Annotated in this window: 11 protein-coding genes; 3 read left to right on the forward strand and 8 right to left on the reverse strand. The window is 37.6% G+C overall.

The window, feature by feature from the left end; all coding sequences use genetic code 11:
* Window positions 1–241: 241 nt before the first annotated feature.
* A complete protein-coding gene (locus CWD91_RS15670) occupies window positions 242–1516 on the reverse strand; it encodes an amidohydrolase (protein ID WP_103441913.1) in 1275 nt (424 codons plus the stop codon).
* A 279-nt stretch (window positions 1517–1795) separates the two neighbouring features.
* Between CWD91_RS15670 and CWD91_RS15675 the strand changes: the two genes are divergently transcribed.
* A complete protein-coding gene (locus CWD91_RS15675) occupies window positions 1796–4117 on the forward strand; it encodes an ATP-dependent helicase (RefSeq protein WP_103441914.1) in 2322 nt (773 codons plus the stop codon).
* A gap of 40 nt (window positions 4118–4157) precedes the next feature.
* Here the strand turns inward: CWD91_RS15675 and CWD91_RS15680 are convergent, their stop codons facing one another.
* A complete protein-coding gene (locus CWD91_RS15680) occupies window positions 4158–5000 on the reverse strand; it encodes an alpha/beta hydrolase (protein WP_103441915.1) in 843 nt (280 codons plus the stop codon).
* A 46-nt stretch (window positions 5001–5046) separates the two neighbouring features.
* Between CWD91_RS15680 and CWD91_RS15685 the strand changes: the two genes are divergently transcribed.
* On the forward strand, window positions 5047–5667 hold the full coding sequence (locus tag CWD91_RS15685) for an L-threonylcarbamoyladenylate synthase (protein ID WP_103441916.1): 621 nt from the start codon (window positions 5047–5049) through the stop codon (window positions 5665–5667).
* 86 nt (window positions 5668–5753) lie between these two features.
* Here CWD91_RS15685 and CWD91_RS15690 read toward each other — a convergent pair whose 3' ends face one another.
* The 3 genes from CWD91_RS15690 to CWD91_RS15700 form a co-directional block, all read right to left on the reverse strand.
* A complete protein-coding gene (locus CWD91_RS15690) occupies window positions 5754–6602 on the reverse strand; it encodes an OmpA/MotB family protein (RefSeq protein WP_103441917.1) in 849 nt (282 codons plus the stop codon).
* A 96-nt stretch (window positions 6603–6698) separates the two neighbouring features.
* Window positions 6699–7703 (reverse strand): glycosyltransferase family 2 protein, encoded by a 1005-nt coding sequence (locus tag CWD91_RS15695; protein ID WP_103441918.1) that lies wholly within the window; start codon window positions 7701–7703, stop codon window positions 6699–6701.
* 152 nt (window positions 7704–7855) lie between these two features.
* Complete coding sequence (locus CWD91_RS15700) at window positions 7856–8302, reverse strand: type I restriction enzyme HsdR N-terminal domain-containing protein (RefSeq protein ID WP_103441919.1); 447 nt, start codon at window positions 8300–8302, stop codon at window positions 7856–7858.
* A gap of 26 nt (window positions 8303–8328) precedes the next feature.
* On the opposite strand from CWD91_RS15700, the gene holA reads away from it, so the two are divergent.
* Window positions 8329–9327, forward strand: coding sequence for a DNA polymerase III subunit delta (gene holA / locus CWD91_RS15705; protein WP_103441989.1), 999 nt, complete (start codon window positions 8329–8331; stop codon window positions 9325–9327).
* A gap of 156 nt (window positions 9328–9483) precedes the next feature.
* Here holA and CWD91_RS15710 read toward each other — a convergent pair whose 3' ends face one another.
* The 3 genes from CWD91_RS15710 to CWD91_RS15720 form a co-directional block, all read right to left on the reverse strand.
* Entirely contained in the window at window positions 9484–9846 is a 363-nt protein-coding gene (locus CWD91_RS15710; RefSeq protein WP_103441920.1) for a DoxX family protein, read from the reverse strand.
* Window positions 9847–9981: 135 nt separating this feature from the next.
* Entirely contained in the window at window positions 9982–12393 is a 2412-nt protein-coding gene (locus CWD91_RS15715; protein WP_103441921.1) for an alpha-ketoacid dehydrogenase subunit alpha/beta, read from the reverse strand.
* Window positions 12394–12555: 162 nt separating this feature from the next.
* The gene (locus CWD91_RS15720) at window positions 12556–15381 is read right to left on the reverse strand and encodes a gluzincin family metallopeptidase (protein WP_103441922.1); all 2826 of its coding nucleotides are present in this window, start codon (window positions 15379–15381) and stop codon (window positions 12556–12558) included.
* Window positions 15382–15407 lie beyond the last annotated feature (26 nt).

Here is a 15407-nt window from a genome sequence, read left to right on the forward strand (position 1 = left end):
ACCCTCTTATTTCCCATATAATCCTTTCCTCCCAAATATTGGCAGTTATACAAATCTTCAAGGCCCGAAAATGGTACCATCACCTTATTATAACCGAATGTAGAAGATGAGGATATGTTTAAGGCAATGCCATCAACATTAAACTGTATGTTATCCATTGTAAATTGACATTGATGTCCTTAATCGGCGGCTTTGTTCTCAACTCTTGGTGGAGGTTATTCTGACAATCATCTTAATGTATTTACCGGTTCAGGAAATCCAAACTCATTTCTGTGAGTACCTTAACCCCTAGAATCAATCCACTTTCATCGATACTAAAATCGGGGGTATGATGTGGAAAGGGTGTTGTGATATCAGGTGTCATACCACCTAAAAAGAAAAAGAAGCCAGGCACTTTTTCTTGAAAAAAGCTGAAATCTTCACCTCCAGTTATTGCTTTTATTAATTTTACATGCTCATTACCCGCCACTTTTTGCAAAGTGGGTAGCATTTCTTCGGTTAGTTTTATATCATTATAGGTAATGGCTGTTTTATTTTCAAATTCTATCGTTGCAGACCCGCCATAAGTTTTAGCAAGACCTTCAGTCATTTCAGTCATACGGCGAATAATCAGGGCTTTCATATCGGCATCCAGTGTACGTACTGTTCCGATCATTTCGGCACTTTCTGGAATAATATTAAAGCGAACTCCCGAAGTTATTTTTCCTACGGTAATTACCGCAGGTTCAACGATTAAATTTGATTCTCTACTTATTATTGATTGATACCCATCTATAATTTTTGCCGAAATATAGATTGGATCAACCCCTCCCCAGGGTTCTGAACCATGGGTCTGCTTACCTTTTACCTTAACTACAAAGCGTTCTACCGCAGCCATAGTACCACCAGGTTTATAGGCAATGGTTCCCACAGGTATACCACTATCGATATGTAATCCAAAAATTGCATCTACATCGGGATTATTGAGTACACCTTCCTTGATCATCAAGAGTGCACCGCCCTCTTCACCCGGTGGTGGTCCTTCTTCCGCAGGTTGGAAAATAAACTTTACCGTTCCCTTAATTTTGTCTTTGTTGGTAGCCAGGATTTCCGCAACACCCATAAGTATGGCAGTGTGGGTGTCATGGCCACATGCATGCATAACGCCTGTCTCTTGTCCAAGAAATTCGGAAGTTACTGTAGATTTAAAAGTAAGGTCGTTTCTTTCTGTAACGGGAAGTGCATCAATATCTGCCCTTAATGCAATTACCTTACCCTTTTTATTTCCTTTTAGGATACCTACCACCCCAGTTTTAGCCACACCACTTTGGACCTCCATTCCCAATGATTGTAAATGCGCTGCTATTTTTTCGGCCGTTTTAAACTCTCTGTTCGATAATTCTGGATTTTGATGAAAATCCCTCCTCCAATCAATTACCTTTTGTTCAATACCCTCAAATTCCTTTTCAAGATGATATTTTTGGGCCGAGGAATTTATACACCATAATAGTAGGGGGAGAATTAAGTAATATTTCATAACGTTAAATTGGATTTAAGATTTTATAGGTCAAGGTCAAATTAAAGCAACCATTGATTAGAGTATTTAATTGTTCTATTATTTTGTGGTTAGAGATGGCCTTATTGAAATACTGCACAAAAAAAATATTCTTTTTTTAAATGTGGATTTAAGGATAAATATATTCAAAATAGAACAAATTGTAGGATTCATTCATCATAAATATTAAGGTTGATTTTTTGATAAGGCTAATTATGGCTAAATTCACCGATCATAACGACCTTAATATCAATACACATTTTGGAGAAGTATATCAATGAATTAAATGAGGCTCAGAAGGCTCCTGTTTTACACAAGGACGGCCCTTTAATGGTGATTGCCGGGGCAGGTTCCGGTAAAACTAGGGTATTGACCTATCGTATTGCCTATTTGATGAGCCTAGGAGTTGATTCCTTTAATATTTTGGCGTTAACATTTACCAACAAGGCAGCAAGGGAAATGAAGAAACGTATTTCGGATATTGTTGGTACCACTGAAGCCAAGAATCTTTGGATGGGAACCTTTCATTCGGTTTTTGCCAAGCTTTTGAGGTTTGACGGTGATAAATTAGGGTATCCGTCCAATTTCACTATATATGACACCCAAGATTCCCAACGTCTTATCTCCGCAATCATAAAGGAGATGGGATTGGATAAGGATATCTATAAATATAAGCAGGTACAAAATAGAATATCCTCTTATAAGAACAGTCTAATTACCGTTAAGGCATATTATAACAATTCAGATTTGGTAGAGGCCGATGCCATGGCAAAGCGGCCAAGGATGGGTGAAATATATCAGAATTATGTAGATCGGTGTTTTAAGGCCGGGGCGATGGATTTTGATGATTTATTGTTGAGGACCAATGAACTTTTGACACGTTTTCCAGAAGTTTTGGCCAAATATCAGGACAGGTTTAGATATATCCTTGTGGATGAGTACCAAGATACCAACCATTCACAGTATTTAATTGTAAAAGCACTTTCGGATAGATTTCAGAATATCTGTGTAGTAGGGGACGATGCCCAGAGTATATATTCCTTTAGGGGAGCAAACATTAGCAATATCCTTAACTTCCAAAAGGATTATGACAATGTGGGCATGTACCGTTTGGAACAGAATTATAGGTCAACCAAGAATATTGTGAACGCTGCCAACTCCATTATTGCCAAGAATACAAATCAATTGGAAAAGGTGGTATGGACTTCTAATGACGATGGGCCTTTGATTAAGGTACATAGAAGTCCAACGGATGCAGAAGAAGGACGGTTTGTATCCGGGACTATTTTTGAAGAAAAAATGCAAAACCAAATGCCCAATGGTAATTTTGCGGTATTGTATAGGACCAACTCCCAATCAAGGGCCATCGAGGATGCCCTAAGAAAACGCGATATACCATATCGTATATATGGCGGACTTTCCTTTTATCAAAGGAAGGAAATAAAAGACGTTCTATCTTATTTGAGATTGGTTATCAATCCTAAAGATGAAGAGGCGCTAAAGCGCATCATCAATTTTCCTACAAGAGGAATAGGGCAGAGCACTTTGGACAAACTTACCGTTGCAGCCAACCACTATAACCGATCTATTTTTGAAGTTATGGACAACCTGGACAGAATAGATTTAAAGATAAATTCTGGTACTAAAAGAAAATTGGGCGACTTTGTGGCCATGATCAAGAGCTTTCAGATCATGAATGAAAGTGCCGATGCCTTTACTTTGGCAGAATATGTGGCCAAAAAATCCGGAGTGTTGTTGGAATTTAAAAAAGATGGTACTCCGGAGGGAATTGGGAAGATGGAGAATATTGAGGAGCTGTTGAACGGTATTAAGGATTTTGTAGAAGGGCAAAAGGAATTGGCAGATGCCAAAGGCGACATTGGCGAATTTTTGGAAGATGTTGCGCTGGCAACAGACCTCGATAAGGATACTGGTGATGAGGACCGAGTGGCTTTAATGACGATTCACTTGGCAAAAGGATTGGAATTTCCATATGTATTCATCGTGGGTATGGAGGAAGATCTTTTCCCATCAGCAATGAGTATGAATACCAGAAGTGAATTGGAAGAGGAAAGGCGCTTGTTTTATGTTGCCTTGACAAGGGCGGAAAAGCAGGCATATTTGACTTATACACAGAACAGATATCGTTGGGGCAAGTTGGTAGATGCCGAACCAAGTAGGTTTATTGAGGAAATTGATGAAAAATATGTCGAAAACCTGACTCCAGTGATAAGGTCCAGATATACGCCATTGATCGATGTTGATATTTTTGGCGACGTTGATAAAAGTAGATTGAGGCAGAACAAGCCTACACATGGTACACCACCCAGTGGCATAAGGCCCAATGAAAATCAATTGCGGAAGTTGCGAAAACTTAAACCGGAACTAGGTACCCCAGTTGGAAATACCAACTCGGTAGAATCCAATTTAACCGAGGGTTCCCTTGTCAACCACACCAGATTTGGTAGGGGACAGGTAATAAAGATTGAAGGGGTAGGCAATGATAAGAAAGCAGAAATTAAATTTGACAAGGGAGACATAAAGAAACTTTTGCTTCGATTTGCCAAATTGGAAGTGCTCTAAACCATTGTGATATCGGAAAGCATTTGTATTAAGACGAAGACTATAAGTTCTCTTGAATAAAAGCCTTTAATTTAATGGAAGTGTCCAAAAGATCAAATCCAACCCAACCATGACCACCGTTGGGGTATAGTGTAAATTGGTGAACTACGTTCAATTCCACTAACCTATCCCTAAGTCCAATTCCCTGGGAATTGGGAATTAACGGGTCCTGTGCCCCATAAAACAATATAGTTGGGGGAGAAGTGGAGTTTACCTGGTATAACGGACTAACTTCCTCCAAAACATCTGGATCATTCCCAAATTGATCTAAAAGGGTCCTTAGGTCTTGATTGGGGGTATTTATATAAGCCTCATCCAACAGATTGGTCGGACCTACAATACTACAGACCATCTTAACCTGATTTTTGGTGTCGTGCGAGTAGCTCCATAAAAGTGAAAGGTGAGCACCGGCGCTGGCACCGATAAATCCTATTTCGTTGGATATTTTAAATTCCTGGGCCCTTTCGCGTAATTCGGTAACTACAATGTCAATATCGTTTATTTGCATGGGATATGGAGGATTATTGACATCGGCCAGCCTATAGTTCATGTTTACAACCGCAATTTCAGGTAATTGTTCCCTGATAAAATCTTTAAAAGCGTCCATTTCAGATTTATCCCCTGCGTTCCATCCACCACCATGAATCAAAATCAGCACTTTAGTGTCCTTGGTCCTGTTTCGTGGAAGATAAATGTCATATTTTTGATGTGATTCGGAACCGTATTCCAAATTGATCATGTTTTTTGCTTCTAAGGAGGTAACCTCAGGTGTTGTATCATCCGAACATGAGCTGGGAATAATAAGAAGGAAGCTTAGAAGTAGAATAAACGCTAGCTTATGCATAAAATATTATTTCTTAAATTGATAACGTTTATTTTGATCTTTTAATATGGCAGAATTAATAAAAATATATCCTGAGAATCCGAATCCCAAGGAAATTAAAAGGGTAGTGGATGTATTGAGGAAAGGGGGCTTAATTATTTATCCCACCGATACAGTTTACGGATTGGGCTGTGATATTACCAATACGAAGGCGTTGGAAAAAATTGCAAGGATCAAAGGTGTAAAATTGGCGAAGGCCAATTGGTCCTTTATTTGCGCAGATCTTAGTAATCTTTCAGATTACGTTAGACAAATTGATACTTCAACCTTTAAAATTCTAAAGCGGGCCCTACCCGGACCATATACATTTATTCTACCGGGGAACAATAATTTGCCCAAGGAGTTTAAAAAGAAAAAAACCGTGGGGATTCGAATCCCTGATAATTCCATTGCAAGGACTTTGGTCGAAGTCTTGGGCAATCCAATTGTTTCTACGTCAATTCGAGATGAGGATGAGTTATTGGAATATACTACAGACCCGGAATTGATCTTTGAGAAATGGAAAAACCTTGTAGATGTGGTTATAGATGGAGGATATGGGGATAATGTTGCTTCTACGGTAATAGACCTTTCAGAGGACGAACCTATAATTGTTAGGGAAGGAAAAGGGAGTTTGGATATATTTTAGAATTAAGAATAGTTTTGTAATTACGTTATATTCCATAAAAAAAGCGACCAATTTGGTCGCTTTTTAATCTTATAATGAATTAATCCTTAGTTAATTTTAGGATCTTTCATTCCTTCTTCGATCATGCTGTAGAACTGATCAATTTTTGGAAGAACAACTATACGCGTTCTTCTATTTTTAGCTTTATCCGTTGGAGAAAGTGGAAGGTATTCTCCTCTTCCTGCAGCAGTCATACGCTTAGGGTCAACACCGTAATCCTTTTGTAGGATACGCACAACAGAAGTAGCACGTTTAACACTTAAATCCCAGTTGTCATATAATACTCCACTGTTATAAGGATCCGTATCGGTATGACCTTCTACCATAAATTCGAAATCTGGTTTGTTGTTAACTACTTGTGCAACCTTACCCAAAATTTCTTTGGCTCTATTGGTTACATTGAAACTACCACTTCTAAACAAAAGTTTGTCTGAAATAGAAACGAATACCACACCTTTTTCTACACTGATTTCGATATCCTCATCATCCATGTTTCCAAGAACACCTTTTAAACTTTGAACTAAAGATAAGTTTACTGAATCCCTTCTAGTAATGGCGTCACTAAGCTTTCTTATAGTAAGGTCTTTTTCTTTTAAACTTTCCAAAGATTTCTCCAAGTTATCGGCACCTTTACTGGTAAGGGTAGTAAGGTTGCCCATATTGTTGATTAAATCTTGATTATTCGCTTTTAGGAAAGCATTCTGATCTTCCAAGGTTTGCATCTTTGAAGTAGCAGCCGCCTTGTCTTCCAAACAGGTATTTAATTTAACTGTTGCGGAATTTAATAAATCTTGTGCTTCTTTCGCTTTTGTTTCCATATCCGCATATTTCTTCTGCGACACACATGAAGACAACAACAGGGTAATACCTAAACAGCCTAAAATGATTTTTCTCATAGTTATGATAATAGAATTAATAATTTATAATTTTAAAGTTTTGATTTAATGTAGGCAAAATTATATAAATCACAATATTCTGCGGGCCTAATTTAGTTAATCTTTTACTAAAATGTTAAATTTTTTTACATGATTTATATAATAGGACCAAACAATGGATTTAGTGGCGTAATAATTAGTGGTAAAATGGTCCTTTTCACGCTTTTTATATATTATTCCAAAATTTTTGTAAAAACTAAAATGGGCCTGTACAATTGCCCAGCAGTGTTTTGGCCTACCTTGAAAAATAAAGGCGATTCCCGCTAAGGCATCCAATATAAGTCGTAAGAGTATTATTGGCAACGCTTTCTTGGGAGGTAGGTTTTTTAATATGGAATAAAGGGAATTTCTAAAGTTAAGAAAAGTCTTTTTTGGATTCATGGTACTTAAGGTTGAACCACCTAAATGGTACACCATGGAATTGCCAACGTAAAACACCCTATATCCCTTGTTTTTAGCCCTCCAACATAAATCAATTTCTTCTTGATGGGCAAAGTAATCCTCGTCAAATCCTTTAAGCTCCTGAAATACATCCTGCTTTATAAATAAACATGCCCCTGTAGCCCAAAATATTTCCTTTACATCATTGTATTGACCATTATCCTCCTCCAATTCATTAAAAATACGTCCCCTACAAAAAGGATAGCCAAATTTATCAATGAATCCTCCTGCAGCACCTGCGTACTCAAAATGGGTCTTACTCTTATAATCCAATACTTTTGGTTGCATTATGGCCGCCATAGGGTTCTCTTGAAATTCTTTTATAATGGGCAATAACCAATCTTGGGTTACTTCCACATCTGAATTCAACAAGCAATAAATATCGGCTTTAACCTTGGGCAAAGCATCATTGTAACCTTTGGCGTAACCTCCATTGCTTAAATTCCGGATTATGTTTATTTGGGGATATTTCTGTTTCAAAAAGGCAATGGATCCATCTGTGGATGCATTATCGGCGACATAAAGTTCTGCCTCCTGGGAGAATGCGGTTACAGAAGGAAGAAATTTTTCCAAAAGTGCCTCACCGTTCCAATTAAGTATAACAATTGCTATTTTCAACATTTCTATATGGCCTAATTAAAAAGGACAATTATTCTAATTAGATGGAATTGGATTAAGTTGGCAATTTAAAGAAATATTCCATAAATGACTATGAATATTTGGATTACTACTAACCATTCCCTATTAATTCTTAGGTCTTTTATAGCCTTATTTTAGGATTGATAGGAAGGAATATTCTCTAGAAAACTATATTGTTCGTTTTCGAAATCCATTTTGCAATAAAAATGAGTCAACCCATTAGTGACCATTAAATATTTTGCTTTGAGCTGGAGATTATACCGGGCAATTTGGTCAAATACCTGCTGGGTTATTTTTATATCCGGAGATTTGCATTCCACCAGGATCTCTATACTCCCGTTAGGATTGAAAACAACCACATCGTACCTTTTCTTTAAATTATTAAGAAGCAGTTGCTTTTCAACATTGATATGTGCCTTGGGATAGTTTCTGTCTGAAATTAGATTTTGTACTACGTGCTGGCGTACCCATTCTTCGGGCTGTAAAACCACAAATTTTTTGCGTATGACATCAAAAATATAGATTTTATTTTCCCTATTTTTGAAGCGAAAGGTATATGAGGGGTAGTTTAGAGGTTGCATTGTGCAAAGTTGATGAATTTTTTTATATGGAAGAGGTAAAACAAATTGTAAGCAGTATAAAAAATGGAAATATTGCACCAATATATTTTCTAACCGGGGAGGAACCCTACTATATTGATAAGATTGCAGAGTATATTGAAAAAAATGTGCTTACGGAGGAAGAGCGCGGATTTAATCAGGTGATACTTTATGGGAAGGAAGTCACCATAGAGGACATCGTTGGCAATGCAAAGAGATATCCCATGATGTCGGAACGTCAAGTGGTTATTGTCAAGGAGGCTCAACATTTATCCCGTTCCATAGAAAATTTAGTTTCCTATTCCGATCAACCACAACCTTCAACGGTATTGGTATTGTGCTATAAGTACAATAAGCTGGATAAACGTAAGAAATTATATAAATCCATTAATAAATCGGGGATTATATTTGAAAGTAAAAAGCTTTATGAAAATCAGGTAGCGGATTGGATCAAGAAATCCCTGCATTCCAGGGGGTATGGAATTACTTTCAAGGCAGCCAATTTATTGGTTGAATTCCTAGGGACCGATTTGGGTAAGATCGACAAAGAACTTGAAAAATTATGTTTGGTTGTCCCAAAGGGAATTGAAATTACCCCTGAGGCAATTGAGGTCAACATTGGTATAAGCAAGGACTACAACAATTTTGAACTTAAAAAGGCCATTGTGGAACGTGATGTTTTAAAAGCAACAAGAATTGTCAGCTATTTTGCCCAAAATCCCAAGGACAATCCTTTTGTTCTGACCATCACACTTTTGTATTCTTTTTTCATTCAATTGCTCACTTATCATGGTCTGAAGGACCATTCTCCCAAAAGTGTTTCCAGCGCCTTGGGTATTAAACCTTATTTCGTGACCGAAATTCAGGCAGCAGCAAGAAACTATCCCATGAGACGGGTCAGTGAAATTATTTCCAATCTAAGGGAATTGGATGTCAAGGGTAAAGGAGTTGGATCTAATATGGCCCAAGGAGATCTCCTTAAAGAATTGTTGTTCAAAATTTTCTAAGCCACATTAATTTTAGTTTGGGCAAAGAGGGCCATTGGTATGCCGAATTTTGTTAGTTATAAGGCACCCTTACCTATCCAACGCATTGTTTGTGAAAAACAAACGTGGTAGGGATTGTCAAAAAATATAATTTTAGTACAGGCTGGTAGACCAACTTTACTTCTTATCCAAGCTATATTTTCCAGGACCCAGCAAAAGGATTGTGGTAAAGGTTACCAAAAATAAAATGGCCTTTTCCTTTACGTTAAAGGGATCGGAACCGTGTACTATCAATATTACTACCAGCATGGTAATTATTGTAGGTACTGTTGCCCATCTGGTCTTAAATCCTACAATGACTAAAATTGGGCATACAAATTCACCAATAACAGCAAGAAATAAGGAAGGTGTTGCACCTAACCCAATAGGATCTCCAAATTCAAAATTACCTCCAATGAGTTTTTGAAGTTTTGGGAGTCCATGGGTGATCATTAGTAGGGCAGAAGAAACGCGAAGAAGTAGTAGGCCTAGGTCTTTCATGGGGGTGTATATAAAATAAAAATTAATAGATTTAGAGCGGGATAAAAGTAACCATTAGTTTCTTATAATTTTATAAAATATTAAAAGAATTACTCTTGCCGGTAGGTCAAAAAACATTAAGTTATCAAGTTTCCTCTATCTTAGCTTAGGAAAATCCATAGGATTGGATTCGCGCATTATAGCATATACCTTCTCAAAAATATCCTCCGAGTTGGGTTTGGAAAAATAGTCGCCATCTGTGGCATAAGCCGGTCTATGAGGCTTTGCCGTAAGGGTTTGGGGAGCACTGTCCAAGTATTTGTAAGCCCCTTGTTTTTCAATAATTTCATGGGTTAAATACGCGGAGCAGCCACCAGGAACGTCTTCGTCTATAACCAATAATCTACTTGTCTTTTTAACACTAGTGAGCAAGTCATGTCGTAGATCAAAAGGTAACAAACTTTGTGCATCCACAACCTCGGCATCAATCCCTACTTCTTTTAGTTCATTGGCCGCTTGCATCACAATTCTTAAGGTAGATCCATAAGACAGCAAGGTAATATCCTCTCCCGGCTTCACAACTTCAACCACTCCAATTGGGGTACACAGTTCCCCTAAGTTATTTGGCATGGGCTCCTTTAGACGATAACCGTTCAGGCTTTCAATTAGGAGGGCTGGCTCATTGCCTTTCATAAGGGTATTGTAAAAACCAGCGGCCTTGGTCATGTTCCTGGGCACCAAAATATACATACCTCGCAACAAGTGAATTAATCCACCCATTTGCGACCCAGAATGCCAAATTCCTTCCAACCTGTGCCCTCGGGTCCTAACGATCAATGGAGCTCTCTGTTTACCAACGGTCCTATATAGAAGTGTGGCCAAATCATCTGTCAAGGTAAACAGGGCGTAAAATATATAATCCAAATACTGAATTTCAGCAATGGGTCGCAAACCTCTCATTGCCATTCCTATACCTTGCCCAATTATGCTAGCTTCCCTAATTCCAACATCCGCTACCCTAAGTTCTCCATATTTCTTCTGAAGTCCTTCCAATCCTTGATTTACGTCACCAATAGCCCCGCTATCCTCACCAAAAATTAGGGCCTGGGAGTATCTTTCAAAAAGCAGGTCAAAATTATCCCTTAGAATTACTCTACCATCCACTTCTTCTGACTCTTTATTATAGGAAGGTTTTACTTCTGGAACACTTAAGGCATTGTTACTTTGTTCGTTGTATAGATATGAGCTGAATTTGGTTTGGGATTCTTCTAAAAATTTGTTTGTCCAAGCCGCCAATAGGTCTTTCTCCTTACTGCTTTCCCCTAATAAATAACGTAGGGCTTTTCTAGCATTGGAAGCCATATCTTTCTTTATGGGTTCTTCAATGGCTATTAGATCATTTTTGATTTTTGTAATAAAATTTTTATTGATACTGGAGTTGGCTGCATTTTCCAATAAATTGACCAACACTTTTTTCTGCGCTTTATGGGGAGTTAAAAACTCTTCCCATGCTTCCTTACGCGCACTGCGAACCTGCCTTTTAATGTTCTTTTCAAGAGTTTTTAAATCCTCTTCCGTTGCTATGTTATTTTCCAGTATCCACTCCCTATAGCGCTTGTTGCAATCATTATCCCTTTCCCATTGCAAACGCTCCTCACTTTTGTAACGTTCATGAGAGCCTGAGGTAGAATGACCTTGGGGCTGTGTAAGTTCGGTAATATGAATAAGTACAGGTACATGTTCGTCCCTGGCAATATCCGATGCATTTTCATACGCATGGATCAGGGCGGTATAATCCCAACCCTTCACTTTTAAGATCTCATAGCCAGCATTCTTTTCGTCCCGCTGAAAACCAGCTAAAATTTTGGAAATGTCTTCTTTGGTAGTCTGATGTTTGGCATGTACCGAAATGCCGTAATTATCATCCCAAATACTAATTACCATAGGCACTTGTAAAACTCCGGCAGCGTTTATGGTTTCAAAAAAGACCCCTTCACTGGTACTCGCATTGCCTATGGTTCCCCATGCTACTTCATTGCCGTTCTCAGAAAATTTTGAACTATTTTGAACTTTTACGTTCCTATATATTTTAGAGGCTTGTGCCAAGCCCAGCAATCTAGGCATTTGTCCGGCAGTACAGGAAATATCGGCACTACTGTTTTTTTGTTTGGTGAGATCTCGCCAGCTTCCGTCTTCATTTAAACTAAAAGTAGTGAAATGTCCTCCCATTTGTCTTCCAGCACTCATGGGATCTTTGGTTATATCTGTAGTAGCATATAAACCATGGAAAAAATCTTTTGGCGTAAGTAAATCAAGTGCCATCATAAAAGTTTGATCCCTATAATAACCACTTCTGAAATCCCCATTCCTAAAGGATCTGGCCATAGCCAATTGTGGGAGCTCCTTTCCATCGCCAAAAATTCCAAATTTCGCCTTTCCAGTCAGAACTTCCCTTCTTCCCAATAGGCTACATTCCCTGCTTGTGACCGCTATTTCATAGTCTTTCAATATCTGTAATTGAAAATCGTCAAATGAAATATCGCTGCTTGCTTCGGAATCTATATTCATTACGGAATGTATCGTTTGTCGCAAAAATATCAAATCATTATGGTTTTTGCAACGAATGGAAGAGGATAATAATTAATAATTCCTTAAAGAAAACAGAAGTGTGTTTTTAATTATTAAGAATATCACAAAAAATTAACTGGAATATAAGAATATATCAATAATTTAAAACCATTTTCTGGTAAATAGTCCGGTTAAGGTCCTGGGACTAAAGGTTATCACAAATCTAATTTTTTGATCATATTGAGGCTGAGATATCTCCCAACCATTATTGGAGTACAAGGGAAGATAAAGTTCAAAATAATCGGTTAAAAGATTCAAACGTATTCCAGAGTCGTAAACCAATCTTTCTTTAATCCCTTTATTTTTAACCAAACCTAAATCCCCGTAAAGTTCTATCCAGCGCCAAATATTCACGCTGGTATTAACGGTTGCCATCCAATCATTGGCAAAGGGGTTTTCCAATTTTGATTTAAAACCACCTTCGGCAACAATAATTTGTTGACTGTAGATACCAGATCCTTCCGATCTACCTAAATAATCATAATCAAATAGGTAATCCGTAGGCCGGTCAAGGGCAAAACTAAAGAAGTCAGTGTTCCCAGCGGTTTTATTTCTAATAAATTTACCCGCGAAAAAGCGTAAGTTGAATTGCCTATTGTTCTCAAAAAGTTTGCGGTATTCCAATTCGTAAGCAAGCTTGGTAAATTTATTGGAATACTGCGCATCCACGGACCAGGACAAATAATTAATTATATTGTTCGTGGTGTTGTAATATTTTGCGTTGAGAACATTATAATCAGGATCCGTTTCCAGTCCCAAAGTTTGTAGGTTTGGGTCAATGTCCCTAAAGACACTTATGGATCTAAATATTAATGCTTCTCTTTTATTCAGCAAAAGATTACTGGGTCTCCAACCGAAACCTATGGATGGACTTAATGTACTGTAGCGTGAATTTTCCTGAAAATGGGAAGTAGACCCCCTTAGGGAATAATTGGTAACATATAGTCCGCTGGTCCCGTGATATTGACTAAAATTAAATTTACCATATCCCACGAATGTCTTTTCGTTAGGTGCATAGGTAGGGGCTATATCAAAGACAAAGGGCCTTTCCAATAAGGTTTTGTTGTGCAACCTCATACCTGGGGAGAGTCCATCGTATTTATTGAAGCCCAATACAGGAACATAAAAAACCTGATTGTAATAGGGATCCTCGGCATCCTTAAAAAATTGAAATTTTAATTTTTTGTTACTGGAAAAGAAGCCGTTCAATGATTTCCAGTTATCGCGTTGGTTGAATTCCGGTATGGTCTGATCATAATTCAAAACCAAACGGTCCTCACCGTTCCTTGGAATGGTCAAAGTCTGTTCATCGGCTATATCGGTGAACCAATAACTAGAAACAACAGTATCATTTTTAATTCCAAAAAGGGAGATAGGGACATTGGTGCCTTCTTTATTTTTTAAAGTAACGACCAATGAATCCTCCAGTTTTTGTACCTTTTTTATTTTAAAATCGATTTTACTCGTAGTAGAAACGTATTCATCAAAAAACCAATTGATATCCTTATCAGAGTTCTCCACGACTATAAATTTAAAATCTGCCGCAGTTGTTGGTTTTAACCGGTAATTAATGTAGAACTCCTTCACACTGCGATCTACATGTTCTTTACCTGTATAGTCGGCCAAATATGCCAGCCCTAGTCCGGCCTTGTACCTGTTTGCAATTTTTTGATTGAACTTTATTAGCGAATCGTTGGGGGTTGTAAGGGATTGATCAACATTTCTTCTAGCCGATAGCATGTGAAGCAGAGGATATTGTTCATTAAAATTCATTTTTGCCAAATGGAAACTACGGATACCCCAAATGCTTGATAATTTACCCAACAATTTTTGATCTGGATAGTATTCTTCCACAAAACCGATCATTAGATAGTTCAAAATGGCATCTGTAACCCATTTTTCATTTCTAGTATCAAGAAACATGGTTTCCTTAATAAAACTATTGAGGGTGGTTTTCAGAAATTTCATTTCAAATTGGAACTGCTCCTCATATGGCCGTATAAAACTGGGAAGTTGATTTATTCCATATAAGGGATTCTTATTGTAGTCCAATTCACTTACCAGTACATGCTTATGTGGAAAGTCGCCCAAGTTTTCGTAGATATACTTAGATACCCTGTTAATAGAAATTCCTGTAGAAATTTCGTCGTATCTGGGAGACCTTAGGTCGGTCAAAATTGTTAGCTCAGGTGTTACATGTTTTATAAATTGCTTGGTCGGACCAATTATTATTTCACCACTTTTTTGTTGAATTCCCTGCAAATAAATATGCTGTAGATTACCAACAGTTATTTTATTTAATTCATGGAAATTAGAGACCGCATTTAAATTTTTAGGGATAATGAGTTCTATGGAGGTGTTCGCCATATCCGTATAAAGATCTTCCAAATTCTTATTGGAATACAAATGCCAACTTCCGTTATATACGGCGGGGGTAAGGTACCAGTCCTTTAGATAATAACCACCATTATTATTATATCCGTAGGTAGTAAACTTATCCGCAGGTAATTTTACTTTGTATGTAATAAATAATTTAGTTGATGCTTGGGGTGCTAAGGGACGGTTCAGGACAATTTTGATAATATCTTTACCAGATGCATACTCCCAATCCAATCCGTGATAGTCGTCGTCAACAGTACTTACGATTTTAGTATTTCCCCTCTCTTCATCTTTTGCGAGATGTAGCCCCTTTTTAAATTCCTCAGCAAATCTTTTGGCCAATGCAGTGTTTTTATTGGCATAAGCATTAGCCCAATCATTAAGGTAAATAAGCTTTAATGTGTCCTTGGATCTATTTACGTACTCAATATCTTGTTGAATGGAAAATTCATTTTTTTCTGCATTTAGGGTTGCAATAACCTTGTTGGTATGTTGGGCTATGCAAAGTCCACCGACAAACAAAATTATCAAAAAAATTATAGGTTTCATATTAAATGCCAACTGCTTCAAGAATC

The sequence above is a fragment of the Arenibacter hampyeongensis genome (assembly GCF_002909255.1).
In the GTDB taxonomy this organism is placed as follows: domain Bacteria; phylum Bacteroidota; class Bacteroidia; order Flavobacteriales; family Flavobacteriaceae; genus Arenibacter; species Arenibacter hampyeongensis.